Source organism: Paenibacillus sp. strain BS8-2 (assembly GCF_054483835.1).
The window spans coordinates 369,087-394,780 of the sequence record NZ_CM137010.1; the positions used below are offsets into that span (position 1 = coordinate 369,087).

Genomic DNA, 25,694 nt, shown 5'->3' on the forward strand with positions numbered 1-25,694 from the left:
TCCCGTTCACTCCTTGATGATCTCTACAGTCAATTCCGTCAAGCCTTGATTGATTTCCTCACGGGGCAAGCCGCCTGCCGTAAGCTTATCATCTTCCTGCATCAATAATCGTTTATAAATTGCGGCGGCATCAGCCGTCGATAATGCCATATCTTCAATTAGCTCGTACATTACGTTCTCAAGCTCATCATATCGACCTTCGGTCTCGTGCCACTCCATCAGAAGCCGCTTGGCAGGGACCGGAAGCTCATAAGGCCGCAAAGTAGCGAGCAGATTACGAATCTCGTCGTTCGGTACGGATAATGTGGGCTCCGCGCCCATAAGGGAGAGACGGAGGAATAGCCTCAGCGCCTTGACATAACCTGCGAAGCTATCGTTTTCCCTCCCCAGCTCCGCTAGCAGAAGCGCTTCTTGCTTCAGCAACAACGCAATGGCCTGCAGATGATCCGTGTCCGGCAAACCGTTCGTGGTCATAACCTTGATCAGATCCTCGTCCGACAACGAACGAATCAGCTTCGAGCTGAGACGAAATTCCTTATCGAGCAGCTCATCGATCACGAACAGTGCTTCTTCCTGCTTGTTCTCCTTGCGGAGTTTCATGATCACACCAATCGCCTCGGTCATCTGCGCGATCATGCGCATGAAATAATCCCGTTGAAACAACGCCATTCCTCCCCGGTTATCCCTACTCCCGTGCCGTATTACTTAATCTGGCTCACAAAGTCCCGAATCGCCGCGGTCAGCGCCTCCGGACATTCCATCATGCTCATATGACCGGCTTCTACCAGCTCGACGATTCTAGTTGTTTCCCCCGTCGCCGCGTAGGCGCTCTCCGCCGGGATGATCCCGTCTTTGGCGCCGGCTACGATGAGGACAGGAAGCTTTGTTTCTCTGATGATGAAGCCGCGCTCGGTACGCTCCTTCATGCCGCGCGCGGTTGCCGCAGCGCCATGCTGCGAGGCGGCGCGGCCTATTTCCTTGCTGCGGGCTACTTCAATTGCCAGATCGCCGATTCGATCGGCAGCGAATAGCTTGGGTATTAGCCCCTCGACAAATGCTTCGATCCCATCCGACTCAATAGCAGCTGCCGCCTTGTCCCGATTGGCCTTCGCAGCTTCACTGTCAGACAGCGTAGTCGAGTGTATCAACCCGAAGCCGGATAATCGACTGCCAAATTTCTCTGCATAAGACAATGTAATGTAACCGCCAAGCGAGTGGCCCAATAGGACAGCCTGCTCGATGCCTAGCTGTGCAAGCAGTTCCTCTACGTCTTGGGCGAACGCCTCCATGACATAAATCTCATAAGCCGGCGCTGCGCTTAGTCCGTGGCCTCTTGCGTCCGGCGCTATCACTCTCGCGGATTGCGACAGCTCGCTGACGACAAGCTCCCAGTACGAGGAACTTCCGCAATAACCATGCAGGAGGACAATGACGGGTCTGTCATCGGCTTCTTCCTGCGAATCGAAATACGCAAGCTCAAGACCGCTTTCCAGCGTAATCGTGCGATTTGCTATGGATACCGTTTGAGCATCAATGCCAGGTTTGCTAAACATACGAATACCCTCCTTGGCGATTGTTCCTATGATCGGAACATCGTAATGGCGAATGGTGTTTATGAATGGATATACCACGCTTCATTAATTTCTGAAACAATTTGCTTCGCCATCTCCATGACAAGATGAAGCGAAGTCGTCTGAAGCAAGAAATAAGCTTTGGGACCGTGTCGATTGACAACTCCCGCGATCCCGAAGTCTCCAATAGGCGGGAGTCCTCCACCCGTTGCGGCACCAGGACGAATGGGGCCGCTCGAAAGGACATAACCGCCGATCGATTGAGGTTTGCCCAGACATGCATCGATAGCTATAATGATTGTGCCATCCGCTGCAGGCACCGGGATGTTTGCCGCCACTCCTTCGACCTTATGGGCGTCACAGGGTTCTGCCAGCGTGCCGATGACACGCGGCCAGCCGTGCTCCTTAAGCATCGTTCCCACAAGAGGGCCCAGCGCGTCCCCCGTCGATCGATCCGTTCCGATACATACAAATACGATACGTTGTTTATCCGGCTGCTTGGAGGCAATGCTGGACACAAATCCTCGCAATCGCTCCGTCGAAGTTTCCTCATCAGGCAAAGCCGCCGCCTTGCTTATCGTCATCGCCTTTGCTCCTCCGTTTACGCCCCAGCCCCGCCTAATAATAACGAACTTGAAGTTCTGCTTTGTTTATTGTAACCGATAACCGTTTCCTTCTTCAATTTGTGGTGTCGCAACACACGTCGTGGTACAATGACGATTACAATAGCCAAGCAACAAAGGAGGAAATATCGAATGTCAGATTTGCAAGTACCAACACAAGAAAATCTTGAATTCATGATCGAAACCATTAAGACCAAGCTCAGAATGGCATCCGGCGCTGCTATGCAAGCCAGCAGCTTCAGCCTTGATCTCTATGAAGATATCAAAGATATTTATGATTTGATTGTAAGTAAAGACAAGTTCAGCATTAGCGAAGTAGAAGCGCTGGTATCCGAGCTCGGCAAGCTCCGCAAATAACAAGCAATCGACCTAACGGGGTTGATCATGGTTGATTTTTTATTTCGACAATCATTACCATAACAATCCATTATTTCACAGAAAAATGCTGTAATGAATATCCTTAGAACACATAAAGACCGGAACCTTGTCGATTCCGGTCTTTTGTTGCATCTATTCTGCTTATTCTTCGTTTTCTTCTTCAGATGTCTCCGGTTCAACCGCACCTAGAGAAAGCTTAATTGCGACATTCTTGCGTTCGCCTCTAAGGAAATAGGCCAGCCGCTCCAGCTTGTCCGCAAGTTCGGCACCGCTCAGCGTCGTATTGAGGTGGTAGTCGAAGCTGTCCGAAGGAAGCTTGGACGAGGACTGAGATCTCCAGCCCAGCTCTTCTGCCGGGTTCTGCCTGTTAATAATTTGCTCTTGTGCAGGATAGAACTTGTCCGATTTGTTGACGACACGTTCGTAGATACGAAGCTTCTTAAGCAGCATATAGTACTGGGCGGAATGTTTGAAGTTCCATGTTTCTCTAATATCTTTAAGCGTATAATCCATCTTCCAACGCTTGAGCTTCTCTACTTGCTCATCTGTTGTGAGTTCCAGGAACTCTTCAAGCGGCAACATTTTCTCCGGCATCTGTAGTACCCCCATAATCTTATTATTAATCATACATCTCACATCATAATAATTATTAAATTAATAATATTTATTGTATAAAAAATACCATAAACTTGTGATGAATACAACTAAAAACCTTCCTCATCATAATTATACATCATTCGACAAGGAAGGTTATATGAGGTTGTAAATCGTTTATTGCATATTCAATCCAGATGCTTCAAGAAAATCGCGGAATGCCTTAGCACCACGTTCGTCGCGTTTGAATACACCCGCATCTCCCAATACCTCGAGAAACTTGTCTCCCGTCTCCGAACGGACGGCGGCAGCAGCCTCTTCCGTTGTAAGACCATTGCCGTACTTCGCCACAAGCCACTCCGCCCACTCCGCATGATGCCCAAGCTTGTGGCCCTCTTTCCTCAGATCAGATGGCTTCTCTTCGGCTCTTGGCGTCAACAGGACGGCGATCCCCTCTAGTTCTTCTTTCAAGCGCCCCGGAAGAACGGCAAGCCCCATGACCTCGATCAAGCCGATATTCTCCTTCTTGATGTGATGCAAGTGACTGTGCGGATGGAAGATGCCGCCTGGATGCTCGGTGCTTGTACGATTGTTGCGAAGCACCAGATCCAGCTCGTAATCCCCATTGTCCTTCAGTCTGGCGATTGGCGTAATGGTGTTATGCGGGATCCGCTGACCGTCGGCTGTCTCGGTGTAAGCTAGCACGTCCACAGAAGGGTCACTGTACGCCTTCCACAAGTCCAAGATGCGACAGCCCGCCGCATGAACTGCCGACTTTTCCTTGCCGCGCAGACGCAGCACAGACATCGGCCATTGTACGATGCTGTACGTAACGCCCGAACCCGTTCCATCGACATAAGTGGCTTCGATCGGCGCGACTTCCATTGGGAACACATGGCGTCCTGCCTGGAAGTGATCGTGGCTCAGGATGGATCCGCCCACGATCGGGAGATCGGCATTGGAACCGATGAAGTAATGCGGGAATTGCTCCACGAAGTCTAATAATCTTGCAAATGAAGAATGAGTGACCGCCATCGGTTCGTGCGCGCCCTTGAACACAATGCTGTGCTCGTTGTAATACACGTACGGCGAGTATTGGAAGAACCAGTCTTCTCCCTGCAGCTGCATAGGCAGAATCCGCAGATTTTGTCTGGCGGGATGATCTGCGCGCCCTGCGTAACCCACATTCTCAGCGCAAAGCAGGCACTTCGGGTAATGGGCTTGCGGCAGCGTCTTAAGCAGCGCGATTTCTTTAGGATCCTTCTCCGGCTTCGAGAGATTGATCGTCATCTCCAGCTCGCCGTAAGACGTAGCATGACGCCAATATTGATTCTTGCGGATACGATCCATCCGAATGTAGTTGCTGTCTATGTTAAGCGCATAGAATCGGTCCGTAGCGGCGGCAATGCCCTCCTTGGCTGTCGTGCTCCGGAAAGCAGCCGTAGTCTCCGATGGACGCGGAATTAGCAACCCCATAATACGCGCGTCCAGTAGATCCCGCTGAGTGATCGTGTTGTCGGGGATAAGTCCGATCTCGAAGCCGTAATCAAGCAACGGCTCCAAGTATTGGACGGCGCTGTCCGCGATCTCTGCAGAATTAGCAGCCGACGCAGCTGCCGGCTCCGTGAATCGGAATAGATCAAGCAGTGCATTGCGCACGTAGGCGGTATCCTCGTCTGTTATCATGCCTTTGTTCCCTGCAAACGCCAGCAGCTTCTCTATGTTCGCCAGCGCCTCCAATCCGGCAGGTGCGGCTTCTTGTTGCAATGTCATGCCCTTACAGCTCCTCTCGCTCCTCCGGTCGCTTGTTGATCAGCTTGCTTCCGGGTTTAGTTTCCGTCTCCGTATCCGTTCGGATTCGCTTGATGCCAATTCCATGCGCTCGAGATAATGTTATTCAGATCGCTGCGGCTAGGATTCCAGCCCAGTTCGGAGCGCGCACGTTCTGAGGAAGCTACCAGGACAGCCGGATCTCCAGCGCGTCTTGGTTCAATAACGGCTTTGATATCGCGGCCTGTCACAGTACGTGCAATCTCAATCACTTGTTTGACGGAGAATCCATGGCCATTGCCCAAGTTGTATACGGAGCTGTCCGCTCCTCCGCGCAAGCGATCAACCGCCAAGACATGCGCATCCGCAAGATCGCTGACATGAATATAATCGCGAACGCAAGTGCCATCTTCCGTTGCATAATCGTCGCCAAATACAGAGATATGCGGACGTTTGCCCAGCGCTGCTTCCAGTACGATCGGCACCAGATGCGTCTCAGGGTTATGATCCTCACCGATCTCTCCGCCGTCATGCGCGCCAGCGGCATTGAAGTAACGCAACGAAATGTATTTGATGTCATGGGCAATGTCGAACCACTTCATCATTTTCTCCATCGCAAGCTTCGTTTCACCGTATGCATTCGTCGGGAGTGTACGATCGTATTCGTCTATCGGTACATTCTCAGGCTCGCCGTACGTTGCCGCCGTCGAAGAGAAGACGATACGCTTCACGCCATATTCATTCATCTTCTCGAGCAGGCAAAGCGTGCCATATACGTTGTTATGATAATATTTGCCCGGCAGCTTCATGCTTTCTCCGACAAGGGAATTAGCTGCAAAATGAATGACAGAATCAATTTCGTTTTCCTTAAACACCGTATCAAGGAAGTCCGCGTCTCTCAGATCGCCAACGTACAGCTTGCCGCCTAACAGCGCCTCCTTGTGGCCTTGCTGCAGGTTGTCCACGATAACGATTTCTTCCCCACGCTCCTTAAGTGCTGCTACGGCGTGAGAGCCGATATAACCCGCCCCTCCGGTTACCAATACTGCCATATCTATCCCTTCTTCCTGTTTATTCGTGATTCAGACTAGTAAACGATCTATTGAAGACGCTCAACACCGTTACCGATGGTGCATACGTAGAAGTCTGCCTTCAGCCCCGTCGCTTCCGTATATTTGCGTCCTACTTCCTCTTGGAACCGCTCTACGCTGTCCTCGTGTACCAATGAAACCGTACAGCCTCCGAAGCCCGCGCCAGTCATTCTGGAGCCCAGCACGCCTTCAACCTCACGCGCTGCATCAACCATAGCGTCAAGCTCTGCGCCAGTTACTTCATACAGGTCACGGAGCGAATCATGCGATTGATTCATAAGTTGGCCGAATGCTGCAAGGTCATTGCCCTTAAGCGCGTCCATCGACTTCAGCACGCGGTCGATCTCTTCCATGACGTGCTCGGCGCGACTGCGGATGAGGTCATCCTTGATAAGCGACTTAGAAGCATTGAACTGCTCCAGGCTGAGCTGTCCGAGAAGCTCTAGCTCGGGATGATCGGCACGAAGGTCAGCTACCGCTTGCTCGCATTGCGCGCGTCGTTCGTTATATTTGGAATCCACGAGTCCGCGGCGTTTGTTGGTGTTGCCGATCACAAGCTTGTAGCTGCCGGAATCGAATGGTACGAGATCGTATTCGAGCGTGTCACACATCAGCAGAATCGCATGGTCCTTCTTGCCATTGGCAACTGCGAACTGATCCATAATGCCGGATTTGACGCCATTAAATTCGTTCTCCGATTTCTGCGATAGCAAAGCGATCTTAACCGTATCGAGCGGAAGATTTTCCATCGACAGCAGCGCGTAAGCCGTTACAACCTCAATCGATGCCGATGAGGACAAGCCGGAGCCATTCGGTATTTCTCCATGATAAAGCAGCTCGTACCCGCTTCCGAATTTCACGCCTTGCTGCAATAGCTCATTGACAATCCCCTTTGGATAGTTCATCCAATCATCGGCGCTGTTGTATACTACTCCTTCGACGGAGAAGGTACCGTCGGATGGGAAATTCGTTGTCGCCAGCTTCAGGCTCTTATCTTCTCTTCTGCGGATCAGCAGCGTTGTGCCGAAAGTCAGCGCAGCCGGGAATACATAACCGCCATTGTAGTCGGTATGCTCGCCGATCAGATTAACGCGGCCAGGCGCGTGGAATACCGCAATGTCCTCGGCGTTACCGCCATATTGTGAAACGAATGTGTCTTTCAGAGCTGCAAGATTAGCCATGTGCGATCACGTTCCTTTGGTTTAAGTGTGGAGTTGCTTGTTATAGCCTTAGTATAGTGGATTAGCAGCCAGAACAAAATGGCGCAAAGTGCCGATCATATGGATTTATGTGACTTTTCCAACTTTAATTCGACGAGTTGATCGTGCTATGATGGACGTATCATAAGGCAATAGAATCATCAAATTCGCTTACAAGGCTGGTGCGCAAATATGACTCAAGAGACATATACCGTCGCCTCTAATCCAAACCCCATTACAGATACCGGCAGAGCCTCCACTCCGCTTCATGTCTTATTCGCCGGCGAAAGCCAGACAAAGGGGGGACATAGGCTGGGACCCAAAGTATATGACTTCTACCTCATGCATCTGGTCATCTCCGGCAAAGGGACCTTTATCATAAACGGCATCCGGCACGAGCTGTCCGCGGGGTCTACCTTTCTTATTCAACCCGAGGAGCTCATCAGCTATGAATCCGATCTCGACGACCCTTGGCGTTATCGCTGGATTGCCTTCTCGGGGTCAATGGCTCAAGGGCTTGTCCAGGGAGCCGGGTTCGGGGAGAAAAGCCCTGTCATTGCCATTAAGGATAGCCGCAGAGCATCGCTATACTATCGCAATGTCTATCTGACATTCCGCGGAGCCCGTTCATCGGCGTCCGTGCAATCGGCGGGATGGTTGCTGCTATTAATGGCGCTCTATCAGGATAGCCGCATTGGCGGCACCGACGACAACAGCATTAGACGAAACGAAAACGAGCATATCCATCGACAAGTGATTCATTATCTTAATACGCAGTACTCTCACCCTGTATCCATTGAACAAATGTCGGAGGCGCTCGGGTATAACCGGGCTTATTTGTCCAGAGCCTTCAAGCAGAAGGCAGGGATTACGCCCATCTCGTTCTTGCTCAGGCTAAGACTGGATAAGGCGAAGCTGCTGCTGCGAGAGCGGCCCGAGCTGACCGTAGAACAAGTATCCGCTTCTGTCGGCTTGCAGGATGCACTCTATTTCTCCAAGCAGTTCCGCAAGCAATTCGGCATGTCGCCAACGGCATACCGCGCGGATATTTGGCATGGAGATGACTAGGATAATGATCAGACTCAACTTGCTGCAAGACTGTGATGTCTCGTCTGTTTTCGGATTGTTCTCTCGTGGGTATACTACCACTGAGGTGATTCATTAAATGAGCGAATTACATAGCGGGCATATGTATTGGCCAACGACCATGAGTGATGTTCAAACTTATCCAAGCCTGACAAGCAATGAGCGGGCCAAAGCAGTCGTTATCGGCGGCGGCATGTCCGGCGTCACATCCGCTTGGGAGCTTGCATCTGCAGGAATCGACGTCATATTGGCAGATCGTGAATCCGTCGCTTCGGAGAGTACCTCCGCTAATACTGGTCTTCTTCAATATTGCAATGATGTCATGTTGTCCGAGCTGATCGGGCAGATCGGGCAAGAGCCCGCAGAGACGTTCTACCGAGCCTGCAGCAACGCCGTAGACAAACTCGCTAGGATAGCGGCTGAATTGCCTGGAGATAGTGGATTCATTAGGCGAAGCAGCCTCTACTACGCATCTTCGGAGCAGGATCTGCCCAAGCTGAAGCAAGAATACGAGGCGTTATCCGCTTGCGGCTTGGATGCGATATGGTGGACCGAAAAGGACATTGTGAACCACTTCCCATTCCAGAAGCCAGGCGCAATCGTAACAGGCGGAGATGCGGAAGTAAATCCGTTTCGGTTCGTCCATCTGCTAGCCGAACAGGCGGTAAGCCGGGGACTCCGAATTCGGGAGCGTACCAACATCCTCGATCACGAGACACTTGCGAATGGATTACACCGACTGCATACCGGCAACGGATGTTATATCGAGGCAGAGCATGTTGTCTATGCGATCGGCTATGAACCCGAGAAGTTGCGCGGGAAGCTCATCAAACCGGATATCGGCCGCTCCTTTGTCATCGTAACTGATCCGATCGCCGACCTAGGCCAGTGGCATGATCGATGGCTCTTGTGGGAAACAGCGCGCCCTTATCTTTACCTGAGAACGACACAGGATGATCGTATCATCGTCGGCGGACTTGATGAGGACATCAGTACGCCGCTGCGCGGCAAACATGCACAAGAGAAGCACAGCTCCAAGCTGCTCACGAAAGCACAAGAGTTGTTCCCCGGCATGCCGCTTACCATCGCGTATCATTGGAATGCGACCTTCGGTGAGTCAGAGGACAATCTTCCCTTTATAGGCGAAGATCCCGAATGGCGTCATGTTTATTACTCGCTCGGATACGGAGGCAACGGAACGGTGTACAGTGTGCTCGCCGCAGAGTTGATTCGCGGGCTCATCGAAGGAACAGCGGGTGACAATCCGCTGAACCGTATCGTCGGCTTATCCAGGGCAACCCTGCGTTAAAACAAAAACCGGCTGCCGCAGCTTGGGATGCGGCTAAGCCGGCATTGTTCAACTATTTGTTCCTCCGCTCCTTAACGTGTCTGTATTCGGCTCAGCTTCCATCCGTAATCAATGACGCGTTGCAGCTTCGGAACACCGCTTCTGCTACGCCAAGGGTAGATAAGTCAGGCCCTCCGTCCTTGTCCAGAAGCGACTTGCTCTCTGTCGTTTCTACAATTAAAGCGTAAGCGCCCCTTTCTACCTCTCGGCAGCACAATTCAGCCTCCTTGTTATCAAGTCCCAAGGATCGGAACGCCCGCTCGTGATCATTCCCGATAAAGGAGTAGGATACGGCAAGCGGGAATCCCGCGCCTGCGGTCATACTGCCGCCAAAGCCTGTAAACCCATAGGACATAGCCAATGCAGAATCTGCCGATCCAGACGAATAAGCCGCCCCAATGGTATCCGTATGGGTTCTGGCGTCGTTGCGCGTCTCTTCCAAGTCTCTCATCTCGTCAACGTGAACGTCGCTTTCTGCTTCGATACGCCTGGAATGCTCGCTGTCCTTAGCCAGTATCTTCATATCACCAGGCTTGAAGCCCGCATCCTCGAGCTGGGTGATCGCGCCGATTACCTGCTGCTGAGATTCAAAAATTCCGATTTTTTTGGCCATTGCCGATGCCTCCGCCTTATTCTATATTCGTTTTCCCATATGGTTGGTATGCCCCAATGCAGCCGCGATCACTCTTCAGTTGTCTAGCGAGCTTGTTCGGGTTATGATGGAAGGTAGCGATTGCATGTACGGCTACCACAATATCTGGAAACGCGGAAGGGAGGAGAACCAATGATTCGTCAATTGCTAAGCTATCCATCTGGATGGGAATGGCATCTGCTGCAGCAAGCAAGCTGCTTCGAACAGCCTGCACAGCCGCTTCCGAGCAGGAAGAGCAAGACAGAATCCAATCCCAAAGCAGATCGGCGGCCACTCCTCTCCCCGCCCGTGACAGATCAGAAGGATGAAGCGGTCGAATTAAAGCGGCAGTTTCCCGAATGCGCCAAGTGGATTGACGAATGTGCATCCAGAAGAACCAACCATATCTTGGTTGATCACTCAGAGGAAATGGGATCCATTCTATGCGGCACACTCATGATGCAAATATCGGATGATGCTTCCGATGTCCAGCCGTTCCACTTCTGGCTGTCCAAACATCGACTGATTACAATCTATGATGATATTCGGCTGCCTCTTAGACTGCAGCAGGGATCACATACATCAAAGTACGACGAATGTCATATCGCTCCGGAAGCTTTTTTTATAATGATTAGCGTCTTGTTGGACACATTCCACGGCGGACTTGACGGCTTCGAGCGCAGGCTCGGAGAGCTGGAGCGCACGATGCGTCACCGTAATCGTACTGGGCTGCTCGACGTCATCTTTGATCGCAGATATGATCTATTGCATTGGAGCCATCTATTCATTCCGATCAGAGAGGTGCATAGCGCCGCGAAGGAAGCCTTCTCCCACGATTTGATGGATACGGAAGGATTTACTCGTATTACGCATAAGCTGGAGCGTATCGACGCTCTCCTTAAGCATTACGCTCTTGAGATCGATACGCTGATCTCGATGGATGATGCGATCTCGAGTTTCAGAGGCAATGATATTATGAAGACGCTGACGATCTTTACCGTGTTGTTCCTCCCTGCTACGGTCATCGGCGCTTTATGGGGCATGAACTTCGATACGCTGCCATGGCGCAAGCAAGAGTGGGGCTTCGGCGTCACCGTCGCCGGCATCGCCCTCATCACGGTTGGCATCTACTTCTGGTTATGGCGGAAAGGCTGGACGGGAGACTTGCTTGTCAAGAAGAGGTCGAAGCTCGGGCTGCTAGAGCTAGACGAAGAAGTAAGCGGCGGCGGCAAGCGGCGTTCCGCAAAACATGGCAAAGATAAGCGCAAAAGCAAAGATAACCCTCGTCGCGGTGAGCTTCATACAAGCTCATACGGTCATGGTCATAGAGAATCCCGGAGAGAACGCACATAACCTTGTCTTCAAGAGCAGACGGGCTTGTGCAGCGCTTCCGGGATTTTTGGTGTAAGCTTATGATTGCAGTTTAACGGGTAAGCCTGTAAGAGCTGAACGATTTGCCGCCATCGTAACCCGATGAGTCAACCAAGCATCTTCGTACGTAGATCGGATACGCGATGTGTCGCCTGTTCGAACAGCATGCAAGAACGCTTCGTTCTCTGCATCGTACGGATTGTTAACATTCTGGTATTCCGTCACTTGACCAGCCGTGCGATGAATCAAACTGCTGCCGCCGATCTCGAGGACGCCTGCATCGGTATATAGATCCAAGCCGTTATGGCCGCCAGCAGGAATAGCACAAGTATTGCTAATGGTCGCAACCGCGCCGGATGACAGCTTCATGGTTACCGTTCCTACATCCGGTACTGTAACACCGTCATTATTTTGCGCCACGATCTGATTCCCATACGCCGCATAAACCTCGGTTACCTCGCCAGCCGTATAACGAAGCAGGTCCACAATATGAGTGGTCTGCTCGACGAATTGACCTCCGGACCCTTGCATTGACCTCCACCAATATACGCCAGGCATACCTCCCATCCAATAACCCAGCGCCATACCAATCGCTCGATCCTTCAACAGCTCCTTGGCCTTTGCCGTACTATCCATGTACCTGAAGTGGTAGCCTGCTGACGTAATCAATTGTTTCTCCTTGATACCGCGCAGAATCGCCTCTGGCTGTTCTTCATCCACACCAATCGGTTTCTCCACCAGAAAAGGAATACTCCGTTCAATCAAAGCGTTTTCAATATCTCCATGGGCGAAAGGAGGAACGCAAATATAAACGGCATCCAGCTTGCGCTTGCGCGAGTCCAGCATTTCCGTCACGGATACATAACCTTTGGCATCCTGGAAGCCTCGCGCTGCTGCATCTGCCTTCTCTTGCGTTGTTGCTGCAAAAGCAGCGACATTAACGCCTTCCATCTTCGCTAACTTTTCCGCATGCATGTTGCCAAACCAACCTGTACCGATTAACCCAATCTGTAATGTCATTACCAGCTCTCCCCATTTCTCATCGTTCTGCATGACTCATGACTCATTACAAGGGCCGCCACACGCTCCGCCGCCTCGATGCTCAACATTATAAACGACCTTGCATTGCTCGTCCATTCAACTTTACATCCGGTACCTATCCGCATCTGCCTACATACAATGAGGAATGAGGCCGCGCCAATTGCGGCAACGCGGAGGGATCACACATGAATGCAGGCAATAACACCCCGATTGCAGCTATCCAACAACCGGATCTGGAAGCCGCTTTGTTTCTTGCGGGCGTCTGTGGACAGACCTATGTACAGTACAATAACAAAGAAGATGGATTATTCCTCGTGCCTCGCACTTACTCGCTTGTTGGCGAGATTATGGCGAGCGCATACGGCATCAAACCCGAGCGCTTCGGATTCGTTATCATGTCCGAGCAATGCGCCGTTATGGCATTCAGAGGAACCGGCTCGGCAGTGGATTGGGTGGCTGACTTCATCGCGCAGCAGACGCCATACCGTCCTGTCCGCGGCGCCGGTCAGACACATAAAGGTTTTACCGATATTTATATGTCCGCGAGGGATCAAATCTTCGAGCTGCTCGCGCAATTGCCCCCAGGGTTGCCGTTGTTCATTACCGGACATAGCCTTGGCGGGGCACTCGCCACACTTGCCGCACTCGATATCGCCCGCAATACGACGTTAGGCTCACCAATTGTATATACGTTCGGAGCACCTCGCGTTGGTGATCCCAAGTTTGTACAGACCTATAATTATTGCGTGACGACGCATTGGCGTTTCCAGAACGAACACGATATCGTGCCGCATCTGCCGCCACTCGTGTATCAATCGCCGCGCACGAAACAAACTTATTTTTATCTGCATGTCAAAGGAGAAGTGCCTCGTTCCTTCCGCAAGGGCTCCGTATCCGCCAATCATATCCTCGACAGCTACTTCGCTGATTTGGCCAAGGAGCAGCCTGTCGTCGCCGTATCCATGTGTGCAGAGCCGCCAGGCTGGTGCCCGGAAGTGAAATAGCCGTTTCTTCTCCGCAGAAACCTCAAAACGAAAAAAAAACGCCGCGCCTGAATTCAGGCCGGCAGCACGTATAAAATAATGGCGAAGAAATGGACAATGGACCCGCCTAGCACGAACAAATGCCATACGGCGTGGTGATACGGAAAACTGCGCCATACATAGAATATCGTACCGACCGTATACAGCAAGCCCCCTGCAATAAGCAGTTGCAGCCCACCTGGCGCCAGATGCGTAACCAGCGGCTTCCATGCGAACACGATAATCCATCCCATAGCGATGTACAAGATTGTAGAGGTAACAAAGAAACGAGAGGCAAAAAAAGCTTTGAATAGAGCTCCGACCACCGCTACGCCCCATACGATACCAAAGAGCACCCAGCCTAACGTCCCTTGTACGATATGGAAGAGGATCGGCGTATATGTGCCGGCAATAAAGACATAAATAAAGGAGTGATCCAGTGATTCGAACACCTTTTTGGCCTTGCCCTGCGGAAAGCTGTGGACAAGCGTTGAAGCGAGATATAACAACAGCATGGCAGAACCGTATATCGTAAAGCTCACGACATGAGCCGCAGTGCCTTTCAGGGACGAGAATACAATAAGCAGCACAAGGGCGGCTATGCTTAGCAAAGCGCCTATTCCGTGTGTGACGGCATTGGCAATTTCTTCTCCCTTGGAGAAGGTATGAGTATTGGCCATGTTGAGATCAACTCCTGAAGGTTTGGTCCAAGGATACATCATCATGCTCGATTTCTCCTCAATGCTTCTCCTTCAGTCTAGCCGATTAGAGCCAGCCTTTCAACCAAGCGCCTACTCGCGTAATGGTCTTATCCAGATTGCAGACGGAATCCGTATCGATAAACGGCTCCGTGTTGCGGAAGTAGTCGGCATGTCCGCCAATCGTCGGAATACCTTCCACGTATCCTGGCGCATACTTGAAGTGATTCCATCTGGGCAAGGACCTCTCTTTGCGGATCCAGCCTCCCCAAGTACCGATCTTCGTGATGGGATCGTTTTGTTTCCCCAAGCTGTCCACCGAATGAAAATAACTAACCTTGTCTTGAAGTCTAGGGTGGATCGGTGTTCGAGGAGAACCGACCTGCACCACTCGGAAGTCACGAATAATTCCGTTCTCCTCCAGCAGCTTGGCGGCCTGATAAGCAGCTGCCCCTCCACCGCTATGCCCAATAAGCAGGAAACGACCGTTCTCATCTTTGACCGAATCCTTTAATTGATCCCAAACTTTACGTCCCCCGATCCGTCCAGCTTTCAACCTGTTAGATAGATCCGAACGAACCTCAAGCACCTGTCTGACTACACTTCTGCTGCAATCACCGTAAGGGTATAACACTTCGATAATCGGTGTAATGCCCTCCGATCTGAGCTGCGCTTCCAATCTTTCCTTACAAGCATTGAATGCACTGGTTGTTGTTTTTACGCCGGCCAGCAAATAAACATGAAGCGAAGTTGAGCTCACCGCCATATGAATCCCTCCATGAACATGATGATGGTTTACCCTCATTATGCGGGGACTCGCCTCATTTCATTCTTCGATACAACTGTCAGTATCGCCCACACTTGCTTAGCAGCTAAGTGTCTTGAACGTATGCGACTTTCTCCGCAACGATTGCCTATTTCTATACATTACTGATGCTCCGCTTTAATACGCTTACATTTTAGTTGACAACTATGGACGAGCGATATTTCCCTTTCATCTATCATATTCATACCCATATCAGCCTGCAACTGGACACAAATCTATAATCAATTTGTACGACAAAAAAAGAACGTCGTCGGAAGGATCCGACTGACGCTCTTGTTTGGTTATACACCCATTTTTTTACGTTGGTTGTTAACCTTTTTCGTATTTTGGCTCTTGAGCTCTTGAGTTCCAGTGGAGTGGTGCTTCTGGCCTTGCAGACCCGATTGTCCCTGTTTCTTCTGAGCCAGCAGTTGCTTCGCACGCTCCGCTTGAGTCAGCTTCTTCTGCTCGACGGCCTCGTTTTGTTCATTCGCAGACATAGGTTCACCTCACTTTATGCTCCGCATCTTCCTTATTCTACTACACTTATATATCGCGTGAAAGTACCTTTGCTCAGCTTGGCTTGTTGCATCATCCGAAAACCAGCCTGAGCTAGCTGGGTTCCGATGTCTTCCGTTGTCACAACGACGGCACGATTCGTCATCCGTTTAAGCGCTCGCAGCATCGCCAGTTGCTCTTCGCTCGGCAATACCGAGCATAAGTTATAAGGCATATCCAGAATAGCCGTATCATATTGACGAGTCCACTCCAACATATCGCCTCTCGTCACGATGCTCCCAGTGTATCCAAAGTGCTCCAGATTCAACCTTGCTCCTCTAGCTGCAAGCGGGTTAAGTTCCACGCCTTCAGCATCGATTCCCATCGACAAAGCTTCAATCAGCACTGTTCCCATGCCGCAGCATGGATCGATGAGCTTAAGTCCGGCAGGATTAGCTCCGGCGGCAATATTGACGAGCGCTCTTGCGGCGCGAGTCGGAAGTGCCGTTGAATAATTTTGCGGCTTGGCTTGATGGAGGAGCCATGTCGCAGCGTTGTCTGTGCTGGGACCCCACAGCCACTCTCCCTGATACCGCATCAAACCGAATTTAACATCAGGATAGCGCATCTCTGCTCTGCCTCGCAAATATCCGCCTACTTGCCTCTCATACTCACGTCTTTCCTCGTACGTATGCGACTCGTCTCCATCGGTGTAATAGATCTTAAATGTCTGTCCCGCTAAATCATAACCAGCGAGCAACTCCGAGAAGCGCTCCAGCGATACTGCTCTCCGCTCAACATCGATCCTTCGCTTCAAGAACGGGCTCCTGCTCACATCGACTGCAGGCTCTCCGTCATTCATTTCTTGCACGATTATACCTGCAGCCGGAAGCCTGCCAAGCAGAGTAGATAACTCTAAGGCGCATAGTTCCGCTTCGTCCTCATGACAAGCATACGTGTACAGTCTCATTGCTTTATCAACATCATTTACTCCCAACAGTCTGGGCTGTATCCAGCTATGCCCTATGCTAATATACTCATTCGCTTCTTGCAGAACGACCTTCGTTTTGTTCCCCGTCACGACTCTTGCTATCGGAGCTTGTCGGCTCCTCCTTGAGCTCTCCAGCTCCTGTTCCAGCTGCAAAAGAAGCTTCAAACGGATCTCTTGCCTCCGCCTGATCCGCCGCTGCCTTCTCAAGCGCCTTGACTTGACGCTGCAGCTTGAAAATTCGAAGCATGCCGAACAATCCGACCGTTAGACCTCCGAGCAGCGTGGAAACCAAGATGACCAGAATGAGCGGAGTCGCTGTCTTGGCAAACAGGAAGTTCACTTCTACCTGCTCGACATTGATAACAGCGAATATTGCGATAACAAGCGCGAAGGCGAATGCCGCGATTAACATACCCTGACCCTTCATGAGACCTCTCCCTCACATCAATATGTACCAATAGAGTCTCATACCTTGCCCGAATAGTCTAGCGTTTACCCGCTTTTGATTAGTACCCTCTCTCGTAAGGAACAGGCACAGCTGCCTTGTAGTCCCCTCCACTAGCTTTAATGGCATGAATGGCCCAATACGGATCGCGCAGCAAACCCCGTGCAACAGCAATCAGGTCCGCTTTGCCTGAAGCCAAGGCTTCTGAGGCGACCGCTGGGTCTTCGAGCATACCGACCGCAATGACAGGTACGCCGAGCGCTTCTTTCACCGCCTGCGCAGCATGAAGCTGGAAGGCAGGCTCAACCTTAGGACGGCGTTCCGGACTCGGAATCCCCTCGCCCCCAGTCGAAATATGCAGCAGATCAACACCTGCTTCCAAATAAGCGCGGCATAGTTCAATACCAGTCTCCAGGCCGTAACCGCCTTCTGTATATTCAAGTGCAGAAATCCGGAACAATAATGGCATGCCCTCCGGCATGGCGCTCTTGACCTCGGCGATCACCTCCCGTCCGAACAAGGTCAGATCATGGCCGTATTCATCATCGCGTACATTGCTCCGCGGCGAATGGAATTGATGAATCAGATAGCCGTGTGCACCGTGAAGCTCGATCGTATCGAAGCCTGCTTCGACGGCTCTACGGGTCGCCTCTCCAAATTTACGAACCATTCCCTTAACCTCATCCGTCGATAACGCAGTTGGCGTCTTCGAATTGTCGTCAAACGGGATAGCGGAAGGAGCAACAGGTGATGGATCATCGGTTGCCTTGCGACCCGCATGAGCGATCTGGATCCCGATCTTCGCGCCATGCGAGTGTGCAGCATCCACGATCTTCCTGTAAGCAGGAATCTGTTCATCCGACCATAAGCCAAGGCATCGGTCTGTGATCCGTCCTGCTGGCTCCACGTTCGTCATCTCGACAAGGATAAGACCCACACCGCCTACAGCTCTAGAAACATAATGGATATAGTGCCAGTCTGTAGGAATGCCGTCCTTCTCGTGTACAGAATATTGACACATCGGCGCCATAACCGTCCGATTACGAAGTTTCAGGTTCTTTATGACGAAAGCGTCATCCAGTTTAACGTGCGGCATAGCTTTCCCTCCTGTATGTAGATATAATTTCTTCCTGATGATAAGCATAGCACATTCGAATCCATAACAAGAAAAAAGGGACCTCGATGTTCTCGAGATCCCCTCTAAGCCGTTCGTATCGTATTGGCTGCCGTAATGGTGCTCTGACATCCAACATAAGCATGCAACTGTCCATGATAGACGAGCTCGAGCACCGGCGTATGCTGCAGATCGCCTGGCGTAACAAGCAGCGGCGACTTGTCGATGAGACTCATACCGCTTCTCTCAAACATCGTGGCAACGAATTGAGAGCAGAAGTAGGAATACTTGCGCTCCCATTCAATATTGAAGACGACACCAAGCATTCCGACCAAGTTGTATTTGTATAGGTCCTGATTCTGTTCGAAATGCTGTACTTGCGTCCTCAGGCTTGAGTATATGAGTGGACTCACCGTACATCTGTATAGCGCGCACATGGAATCCTCAAAAAATTCGCTTCGCACATCCTCCCGAACGAACCCGCCATAAAATGGATTACTAGGATTTTTCCTGCCGAAGCTATACACCTCTTGAAGATTTGAATCAAACGCGATAGAAGCGTGATTAAGCGGATCTTTCGTAAATGTTCGAATGATTTTCGTCAGGACGGTCCCGGTATCCGTCAGAAGCACATAAATTTCCTTATCTCTATTCATCCCTAATGACCTCCACATTAAAGAACTTTCATTTGGTATTAACTTTAATGCAGGAGAAGGCTCGATAGAACCTTCTGAGGTAATAGACGATCCCCCGACCTTAGTCTAGTAAATGGCTAAATCCCGACAATTGGTAATGGTAACGTTACCTTCGTAATAACATCCATTTTAATTGATTTTTGACATTTACTCAACAGGTACATGCGTAGATGAATATAGAAAAAATTGCCTCTAGCTTCCCTTCTGCTCGCTTCTCCCGCCTCCATTCGTGATATAGTGATATAGAACTAGAAAATAGTCTCATATCGTCCAAACGGAGGGTGTTTGCACATGTTATGGTACGAACGATACAAACCTCGATTAACGGCTTTGTATAAGGCTGCGCTTGATACAATCTCCGGCTTCCCGTCGCCTCTGAACGAGCTTGGCTTGGCTTATGCCAAGAAGTTCGATCCGGTAGACAACGATGGAGGCAAGGATTATATCTGTACGCTGCTGCCTTATTGGATGCAAGAGAGCGCCTCGCTGTCGAACAAGCAGTGCGAACAACTTGCGCTTGCCAATGTATATGGCATGCTTTACTTCTTTATTCAAGACGATGTGATGGACAGCAAAGTTGCAGGTGGAGAAGACTGGAAAACTCAGCTCGCTCTAGGCAATTTGCTCCAGCTCGAGATGTTCCGAATCTTCCATGATCTATACCCTCCTGGCAGTTTACTCTGGGACTATTATAACAGGTATGTACATACATGGGCGGACAGCGTGGTGAATGAAGGACGTAGCAATTACTTCCTGACAAATCCTTTATTGATATCGGGAAAGGCTAGTCCAGTCAAAGTATGCGTCGCAGGCGCGTGGCTGCTCGCTGCTGCTGCTGAGTCTAGCGAAAGCGTTGTGGATGCAATTGAGGTTGAAGGCAACGCTCGCGAGCGGATCAAACGTACAGAAGAAGCTGTCAACACTGCATTAATGCTGCTTCAGATGCTGGACGATTGGGCGGATTGGCGCGATGATCTGGAGGACGGCAGTTATAATGGATTGCTCGCGATGATCCAATCTATCTCTAATTCAACAGTCGCGGGCCATATCCCTGCCTATTCTACAGATGATCTGACAATCGAACGAATCGAAGCCGCTATATATGTGCGCGGCTGTATGGCACCTTACGCCGACATCGCCGTTTCCTATCACGAACAGCTGCTATCAAATCCGTATGCGCCTCCAGATCTAGTTGCATTCAACGTACATCTCCTAGAAAGCTTGCAAGAGATTGCAAATCAACTTGCCGAGCGCAAACGCAAGCTGCTTGGCGGGGGGATTAATTTGCTATTCTAACAATCACTTTGTAAATATAGGGATAAAATGATCAGATAACGTCGAATTGTGAATATTATGTAGATTTATGACAAGTTTCTTGTTGAAGCCGTTACTGAATCTTCGAAGAAGTTTTATCTTGTGATTCCTCCTGCTCCTGGTGATTTCGAAATTGATAACCCATCTTCAGGCCCGCGATGGCTTTAAAACCCACAAAAAAACCACTACTTTGGTAGTGGTTTTTTTGTGGGTAAATAGTTTCTTTATTTTCCGTTTGTAGTAATAAAGATCTAGTAAATGTCGAATTAACATGATAGAATGAGTTTGGAAATGATATACATATTCGAAAGGGTGACTACATTGATGAACGAACAAGAACTACGTAATAAGATTATCGAAAAAGCTTGGGAAGATGCCGAATTCAAGAAACAACTACTCGCAGATCCAAAAGCTGCAATCAAAGACGCTTTCGGAATTGAAGTTCCAGAAAACGTAAGTGTCAAAGCCCTAGAAGAGTCCGCGGACAGCTATTACGTAGTCATCCCGCAAAACCCTGCAGATGTAAAAGACAACCTAGAAGGCCCTATGTGGGAATAAATAAAACGCCAATGAATTCGTTACAATAGATTCATTGGCGTTTTACTATACAAGTGGAAAAATCATATTCACTCGAGTTCCTTTATTTTTTTCACTCTCATAATTTATTTTTCCATTCATAGCTTCTACAATCCGAAAGGTTACCATCAATCCTAGCCCAGTCCCTTTGGATTTTTGTGAATAAAATGGTTCTCCTAATTGGGAGACAACGTGTTTATCCATTCCGACTCCATTATCCTCTATACATATATGAACCTCGTTTGTTTCCTTCAATTCATTAATACTAATTCTAATTATTCCATTACTTTCAATGGCTTCCAAACTATTTTTGACAATATTCAGTACAGCTTGCTTAAACTTCGAAGAGTTGCCTTTTACTAATGCCTCGAAGGAACCAGTGACTTTCAGTGATCCTCCTTGCATTGTAGCTAATGGAATTAGGATAGCTTCGATTTGTTGCAACTCGTCCCTGATATTAATTACAGTGTACATTTCGCTTCCTGGCTTTGCGAATGTTAGGAAATCCGTTATGATTTCTGAAGCTCTGTCTAGCTCTTCAATCGCAAGCATCATATAATCTTTATCTTTTTCAAGTAACGTTCTTTCCCGTAAAAGTTGTAGAAAGCCCCTTGTTACCTGTAATGGGTTTCGCACCTCATGAGCGACAGAAGCAGCTAATTGACTTACCATTTCCATCTTTTCTGACCTTTGTAATTCAACATTAAATACTTCTAGTTGTTTGGAATATGATATCACTTGCTTATAATTTTGTATCGCTCTTCTTACCAGGACGATCATCAGGGAAGCGAGGAAAATAAATACACCTACTTTCCAAAGCTTCAATTGATACAATTTTGAATTCGCAAAGTAAAGTATTAGTTCTGAAACTCCTAACAATGCGAAAGTACTAAAACCAATCGTAATAATGATTGCTTCCTTGCTCTTGCTTCGACAATAAATAATTAATACAACAACCAATACAATTAAGCTAACAATAATTGAGAGTCCTAATAAAATCGAACCATAGGTTTCGTATATTATTTTATAAGATGGGAAGATAAAACCTATGATTAGAGAAGCAATATAAATTCCAGATAAAAAAATATGAGTTGTTTTAAAGTGTTTAATGATTTTAAATGGCCCGCTTCCAAAAACCTTTTCAAAGAAATAAAATATTGAAGGTAGTAGTAGAATAGTTGCAAAATCGAAAGAGTAATAAACAATCTCCCCAAACTGCTTATAAGTAGAATGGAAGAATGTAGAGTACGAAAGTATCATTACTCCAATACTGAACATGACTAAGAAAAAAGCATACCATTCGCTCAATACAAACCGATTAATAAACATAATCGTAATAAAACTGAACAACGATAAGAAAATCAGTGAGGCTCCTAATACGACATCGTATAACTCATCATCAGCTTTAATTCTGGAGAGATTGTCATATTCTCCAATTTTCATCGCATATTTAATACCGTTTTGATTACCGGATGTAGTTAATTTCATATAAACCATTTTATTTGACTCTATAGTAGATAGAGGGATAATTATTTTATTTCTAATAAATTTGTAATCTTTCAACATCTCAAATACTAATTGACCATCGATATAGATCCATGCATCCCTAGCAAAAACCTTATCCATATAAATTGCAGGTCGCATCTGCGACAGCTCAGGCAATTTGAATTTAATCCATGCGGAGTTTATGCCTTCGGGTAATCGTGGGTACTCCTCATCCGAATGCACATCAAACCAACCCTCATCATCTTTAAGGGATCTAACTTCTTCGATCGACAGCGGTTGGTCTGGCTGCTCCCACAACATCTGCCATTCCGTGATGAAAGAAGCGTCACCACTAGCAGCTGCTTCCGCTCGTCCCGGCGATATCGCTGCTATCGTTCCGATAATCATACTTAAAGCCAACAAGCCAACTACACATTTGATTAAAAGCTTCAATACAATCACCTCGAGCGAATCTGTATCTATATCTATTATCCGAATACCTAAAATTCGACATTCTTCGTCAAAATTTACCTATTACTATTTTCCGATATACTTGAAGGAATTACAACTATTAATTGGTAACAATTTTTATTATCCGCTATTATGTGGGTATAGCTATTAGGAAATGGTATGTACAGCATTAAGAACGGGAGATGTTGCACTTGAAGTCTATTGTCGTCGCGGCGGCCGTCATTGTTAACGAAGATCAAATGATCTTATGCGCCTTACGCTCTTCAGAAATGTCTATGCCGGGGGTATGGGAGTTTCCTGGTGGAAAGGTCGAAGCCGGGGAGTCAGTGGAAGCATGTCTCGTACGAGAAATCAAAGAGGAACTGGGATGTTTAATCAAAGTAAGAGCACGAATTGAAGATATTGTTCATGAGTATCCTTCCTTAAAGGTACGATTACTCACTCATTATGCAGAGGTTGTTGAAGGTACGCCAATCCCGCGAGAACATGAGGAACTATTATGGCTTGCGGTGTCAGAACTTGAAACACTTAACTGGGCACCGGCAGATGTACCGACCGTCCAGCGCATCCTAGCTACATCGAACATATACGAAACGAAGAGGCTCCCTCTCCAGCCAAATGATCCTGACTGATGAAGAAGCCCCTATGCCATTATCGCGTCATGCCAACCGTCTTACTGGATGAGCTTCCCGCAGTAGAGCGAAGTCGGTAGAACACCAATATTCCGATGTGAACCGCCATTAGTACCAAATATATATTGCTAAACGACTGCTCTTTCATATAACTGTTTATAGGATTCCAATTATGAGCCGCTCCAGTCGAAGCTAACACGCCATATACAGCCGTTGCAAGACCGTGCGTAATGAAGTTCATCATCGAAAACAATCCCATGCCCACGCCGATTTGTTCTTTGGGCAACACGCTGGAGACGGCGTTCGATATCGCAATCTGGAGGAAGGATTGCCCCACATTGCCGAGAATGAGGAACGCCGCAATCCATGGCACTGCAATGCCTGCGAAGGAAGACAGAAGCAAGAAACACAGGATCAGGCAGCTCGATGCGATTGTGAATAAATAGGTATTGCCTTTGCGATCCGCCAGCCTCCCTCCTTTCCTGCCGAGCAACGACGAAGCAACAGCAGCAGGCACCATGGCAAAGCCTATCCATGCAGCATCCAAACCATAGGTTTCGGCCAACAGGATCGGCGTCAGAAAGAACAACGAGATCCCTATGCCACTGACTAACATGGTCAGAACAAGCATGACGACATAATTACGATTGCGGAATAACCCCGGATGCACAAAGGCTTCGCCTTCTTTTGCCGCCCGTATACGTATTCCGAACAGGAACAATGCCACCAGCCCACCCACTCCATACAACCACTCCAAATAAGTGACGCCGAGCAAAATAAGAGATACGGCAGCGGCTAGCAGCAAGCCGCCTAACCAATCGAATGAGCGCGGCTCGGTGAGCGGTTCGGTACGCAGATATTTGCGATATAGCGGGATGAACCCCACCATAAGAAGAGACGGAACGAACAGCCACCGCCAGTCGGCAATGCTGACAAGCAATGAGGCAACTACTGGCCCCAGCGCGCTCCCGAGCGCGATCCCTACAGCCGTCATACTGATGGCGCTCCCTCTCTTCTCCGGTGGAAAATAACGAATCGGAATAATCATCGCGATAGCCGGAATTGCCGCGGCGCCTGCGGATTGCAGACATCTCCCAAGCAGAGCTGCCGGGAATGTCGTCGACAGAAAGCCGATAAGCGAGCCTGCTCCGAATAAGAGGATGCCGAAGGTTAATAGATTCGCGAGCTGAAAGCGGTCGGATAACTTGCCATAGGTTACGGTGCCGAGCGCATAGATTAATGCGTAAGCGGTCGTCAGCCAGCTCGTCTGTGGCAGCGACATGTGGAACTCTTCGCCGATCTGCGGAAGCACGATATTAAACATGAGCGCACCCATCGAAGAAATCATGACGGTAAATAACAATAATCGCATAAGGGCCTTACCTTGCCTTTCACTCGAGCTTGCCGCATCGTCATTCATCGTTTATTCCTCCTGTTTGTGTTCATTTCTTTTCATTTCAAACACCATTGAATGCAAGTACATACTTACATTTAGGGTAGAAAAAAACACCCAAGCGGGTGATCATTCCCTATTCCGTGTCAGGTCTCAGACCTCGTACAAACAGATTAACACTATCTGTGATGAATACAGACAAATCATCTTCGTTCAATTGTGAGAGGAATGCACCATGATGCATCCACATGAACGACCATGCACGAAGATCCGATCGTTCGGTCGCCACTATTTGACCTTGGCTCATCATGTTTCCGAGATAGTCCGTTAACAGCTTCTTTAGCTGCATGGGATGCCGATGCGCTTCTTCATACACTTCGTCAGGCAATTGTCCTCTCCCGCGCTGGGTAATCATAAACAGTTTACGGTTGCCGCTCATCAGCTTATGATAATGCTGACTGATGACCAGCAAATCTGTCTCCAGCTCGCCGACCAGACGATTCTCGAACAGCTTCGTCATCTCGTCACCGTAATGGAAGCGGCTGAATGCGGCTTTCACGAGACCTTCCTTCGTTCCGAAATGGCGGAACAAGGTGACCTCATTAACGCCTGCCCCAAGCGCAATCTCCTTGGTCGTGGTCGCAGCATATCCCTTCTCCGACATGATGTCGATCGCCGCTAGCATGATCTTATCTCTGGTGTTCATGTTGCTGTTTTCGCTCATTTTTTCCTCCAGCGTGCATGCAAGTAATTACTTACATTCTATTCCTGTAAGAGGCGAGTGTCAATTCATTTCCGTTAAAATGTGTAAACTACATGCAACTTATTCCATAACAACAGCGTCAAATGAAG

General features: G+C 49.1%; 27 protein-coding genes. 8 read left to right on the plus strand and 19 right to left on the minus strand.

The annotated features are described in order from the left end of the window. Positions 1 to 6 precede the first annotated feature (6 nt). The 3 genes from ACX1C1_RS01490 to yyaC are packed head-to-tail and all read right to left on the minus strand — an operon-like array spanning position 7 to position 2,155. The gene (locus ACX1C1_RS01490; RefSeq protein ID WP_458955429.1) at positions 7 to 663 is read right to left on the minus strand and encodes a DUF6483 family protein; all 657 of its coding nucleotides are present in this window, start codon (positions 661 to 663) and stop codon (positions 7 to 9) included. 38 nt (positions 664 to 701) lie between these two features. Beyond that, a complete protein-coding gene (locus ACX1C1_RS01495; RefSeq protein ID WP_458955430.1) occupies positions 702 to 1,553 on the minus strand; it encodes an alpha/beta fold hydrolase in 852 nt (283 codons plus the stop codon). 59 nt (positions 1,554 to 1,612) lie between these two features. Beyond that, positions 1,613 to 2,155 carry a spore protease YyaC gene (gene yyaC, locus ACX1C1_RS01500; RefSeq protein WP_458955431.1) on the minus strand — a complete coding sequence of 181 codons (543 nt, stop codon included), beginning with the start codon at positions 2,153 to 2,155 and terminating at the stop codon, positions 1,613 to 1,615. Between the two features lie 171 nt (positions 2,156 to 2,326). Here yyaC and ACX1C1_RS01505 point away from each other — a divergent pair, with 171 nt between their 5' ends. Further along, positions 2,327 to 2,551 carry a DUF1128 domain-containing protein gene (locus ACX1C1_RS01505; RefSeq protein ID WP_458955432.1) on the plus strand — a complete coding sequence of 75 codons (225 nt, stop codon included), beginning with the start codon at positions 2,327 to 2,329 and terminating at the stop codon, positions 2,549 to 2,551. 162 nt (positions 2,552 to 2,713) lie between these two features. On the opposite strand, the gene ACX1C1_RS01510 is transcribed toward ACX1C1_RS01505, so the two are convergent. The 4 genes from ACX1C1_RS01510 to ACX1C1_RS01525 all read right to left on the minus strand — a co-directional run bounded on the left by ACX1C1_RS01510 (position 2,714) and on the right by ACX1C1_RS01525 (position 7,208). Beyond that, positions 2,714 to 3,166, minus strand: a complete 453-nt coding sequence (locus ACX1C1_RS01510) for a hypothetical protein (RefSeq protein WP_458955433.1) — start codon at positions 3,164 to 3,166, stop codon at positions 2,714 to 2,716. 177 nt (positions 3,167 to 3,343) lie between these two features. Next, positions 3,344 to 4,939: a UDP-glucose--hexose-1-phosphate uridylyltransferase gene (locus ACX1C1_RS01515; protein ID WP_458955434.1), complete on the minus strand. Its 1,596-nt coding sequence runs from the start codon at positions 4,937 to 4,939 to the stop codon at positions 3,344 to 3,346. 56 nt (positions 4,940 to 4,995) lie between these two features. Continuing rightward, positions 4,996 to 5,988, minus strand: coding sequence for a UDP-glucose 4-epimerase GalE (galE, locus tag ACX1C1_RS01520; protein WP_458955435.1), 993 nt, complete (start codon positions 5,986 to 5,988; stop codon positions 4,996 to 4,998). A 47-nt stretch (positions 5,989 to 6,035) separates the two neighbouring features. Beyond that, positions 6,036 to 7,208 (minus strand): galactokinase, encoded by a 1,173-nt coding sequence (locus tag ACX1C1_RS01525; protein WP_458955436.1) that lies wholly within the window; start codon positions 7,206 to 7,208, stop codon positions 6,036 to 6,038. Between the two features lie 210 nt (positions 7,209 to 7,418). Here ACX1C1_RS01525 and ACX1C1_RS01530 point away from each other — a divergent pair, with 210 nt between their 5' ends. Beyond that, the gene (locus ACX1C1_RS01530) at positions 7,419 to 8,294 is read left to right on the plus strand and encodes an AraC family transcriptional regulator (protein WP_458955437.1); all 876 of its coding nucleotides are present in this window, start codon (positions 7,419 to 7,421) and stop codon (positions 8,292 to 8,294) included. A 97-nt stretch (positions 8,295 to 8,391) separates the two neighbouring features. Beyond that, the gene (locus ACX1C1_RS01535) at positions 8,392 to 9,621 is read left to right on the plus strand and encodes an NAD(P)/FAD-dependent oxidoreductase (RefSeq protein ID WP_458955438.1); all 1,230 of its coding nucleotides are present in this window, start codon (positions 8,392 to 8,394) and stop codon (positions 9,619 to 9,621) included. Positions 9,622 to 9,712: 91 nt separating this feature from the next. On the opposite strand, the gene ACX1C1_RS01540 is transcribed toward ACX1C1_RS01535, so the two are convergent. Next, the gene (locus ACX1C1_RS01540; RefSeq protein ID WP_458955439.1) at positions 9,713 to 10,273 is read right to left on the minus strand and encodes a hypothetical protein; all 561 of its coding nucleotides are present in this window, start codon (positions 10,271 to 10,273) and stop codon (positions 9,713 to 9,715) included. A gap of 171 nt (positions 10,274 to 10,444) precedes the next feature. Here ACX1C1_RS01540 and ACX1C1_RS01545 point away from each other — a divergent pair, with 171 nt between their 5' ends. Next, entirely contained in the window at positions 10,445 to 11,644 is a 1,200-nt protein-coding gene (locus tag ACX1C1_RS01545; RefSeq protein ID WP_458955440.1) for a magnesium transporter CorA family protein, read from the plus strand. Positions 11,645 to 11,701: 57 nt separating this feature from the next. Here ACX1C1_RS01545 and ACX1C1_RS01550 read toward each other — a convergent pair whose 3' ends face one another. After that, on the minus strand, positions 11,702 to 12,682 hold the full coding sequence (locus tag ACX1C1_RS01550) for a Gfo/Idh/MocA family protein (protein ID WP_458955441.1): 981 nt from the start codon (positions 12,680 to 12,682) through the stop codon (positions 11,702 to 11,704). 206 nt (positions 12,683 to 12,888) lie between these two features. Between ACX1C1_RS01550 and ACX1C1_RS01555 the strand changes: the two genes are divergently transcribed. Next, positions 12,889 to 13,707, plus strand: coding sequence for a lipase family protein (locus tag ACX1C1_RS01555; protein ID WP_458955442.1), 819 nt, complete (start codon positions 12,889 to 12,891; stop codon positions 13,705 to 13,707). Between the two features lie 53 nt (positions 13,708 to 13,760). Here ACX1C1_RS01555 and trhA read toward each other — a convergent pair whose 3' ends face one another. From trhA to ACX1C1_RS01590, 7 genes are all read right to left on the minus strand, one after another. Further along, a complete protein-coding gene (gene trhA, locus ACX1C1_RS01560) occupies positions 13,761 to 14,405 on the minus strand; it encodes a PAQR family membrane homeostasis protein TrhA (RefSeq protein ID WP_458957568.1) in 645 nt (214 codons plus the stop codon). 85 nt (positions 14,406 to 14,490) lie between these two features. After that, positions 14,491 to 15,189 (minus strand): lipase family protein, encoded by a 699-nt coding sequence (locus ACX1C1_RS01565; RefSeq protein WP_458955443.1) that lies wholly within the window; start codon positions 15,187 to 15,189, stop codon positions 14,491 to 14,493. Positions 15,190 to 15,530: 341 nt separating this feature from the next. Continuing rightward, complete coding sequence (locus ACX1C1_RS01570; RefSeq protein WP_458955444.1) at positions 15,531 to 15,728, minus strand: hypothetical protein; 198 nt, start codon at positions 15,726 to 15,728, stop codon at positions 15,531 to 15,533. 32 nt (positions 15,729 to 15,760) lie between these two features. Further along, entirely contained in the window at positions 15,761 to 16,696 is a 936-nt protein-coding gene (locus tag ACX1C1_RS01575; protein ID WP_458955445.1) for a TRM11 family SAM-dependent methyltransferase, read from the minus strand. Positions 16,697 to 16,763: 67 nt separating this feature from the next. Next, positions 16,764 to 17,144: a LapA family protein gene (locus ACX1C1_RS01580; protein WP_458955446.1), complete on the minus strand. Its 381-nt coding sequence runs from the start codon at positions 17,142 to 17,144 to the stop codon at positions 16,764 to 16,766. A gap of 79 nt (positions 17,145 to 17,223) precedes the next feature. Continuing rightward, the gene (locus ACX1C1_RS01585; protein WP_458955447.1) at positions 17,224 to 18,258 is read right to left on the minus strand and encodes an NADH:flavin oxidoreductase/NADH oxidase; all 1,035 of its coding nucleotides are present in this window, start codon (positions 18,256 to 18,258) and stop codon (positions 17,224 to 17,226) included. Between the two features lie 104 nt (positions 18,259 to 18,362). Next, entirely contained in the window at positions 18,363 to 18,932 is a 570-nt protein-coding gene (locus ACX1C1_RS01590; protein ID WP_458955448.1) for a hypothetical protein, read from the minus strand. A 330-nt stretch (positions 18,933 to 19,262) separates the two neighbouring features. Between ACX1C1_RS01590 and ACX1C1_RS01595 the strand changes: the two genes are divergently transcribed. Next, positions 19,263 to 20,267 carry a hypothetical protein gene (locus tag ACX1C1_RS01595; protein ID WP_458955449.1) on the plus strand — a complete coding sequence of 335 codons (1,005 nt, stop codon included), beginning with the start codon at positions 19,263 to 19,265 and terminating at the stop codon, positions 20,265 to 20,267. A 342-nt stretch (positions 20,268 to 20,609) separates the two neighbouring features. Beyond that, positions 20,610 to 20,843 carry an NHLP leader peptide family RiPP precursor gene (locus tag ACX1C1_RS01600; RefSeq protein ID WP_458955450.1) on the plus strand — a complete coding sequence of 78 codons (234 nt, stop codon included), beginning with the start codon at positions 20,610 to 20,612 and terminating at the stop codon, positions 20,841 to 20,843. A 45-nt stretch (positions 20,844 to 20,888) separates the two neighbouring features. On the opposite strand, the gene ACX1C1_RS01605 is transcribed toward ACX1C1_RS01600, so the two are convergent. Then, positions 20,889 to 22,799, minus strand: coding sequence for an ATP-binding protein (locus ACX1C1_RS01605; protein ID WP_458955451.1), 1,911 nt, complete (start codon positions 22,797 to 22,799; stop codon positions 20,889 to 20,891). A 200-nt stretch (positions 22,800 to 22,999) separates the two neighbouring features. Here ACX1C1_RS01605 and ACX1C1_RS01610 point away from each other — a divergent pair, with 200 nt between their 5' ends. Beyond that, the gene (locus tag ACX1C1_RS01610; protein ID WP_458955452.1) at positions 23,000 to 23,449 is read left to right on the plus strand and encodes a (deoxy)nucleoside triphosphate pyrophosphohydrolase; all 450 of its coding nucleotides are present in this window, start codon (positions 23,000 to 23,002) and stop codon (positions 23,447 to 23,449) included. Positions 23,450 to 23,468: 19 nt separating this feature from the next. On the opposite strand, the gene ACX1C1_RS01615 is transcribed toward ACX1C1_RS01610, so the two are convergent. Both ACX1C1_RS01615 and ACX1C1_RS01620 read right to left on the minus strand, forming a co-directional pair. Then, the gene (locus ACX1C1_RS01615) at positions 23,469 to 24,869 is read right to left on the minus strand and encodes an MFS transporter (protein WP_458955453.1); all 1,401 of its coding nucleotides are present in this window, start codon (positions 24,867 to 24,869) and stop codon (positions 23,469 to 23,471) included. 109 nt (positions 24,870 to 24,978) lie between these two features. Continuing rightward, a complete protein-coding gene (locus tag ACX1C1_RS01620) occupies positions 24,979 to 25,566 on the minus strand; it encodes a TetR/AcrR family transcriptional regulator (protein WP_458955454.1) in 588 nt (195 codons plus the stop codon). Positions 25,567 to 25,694 lie beyond the last annotated feature (128 nt).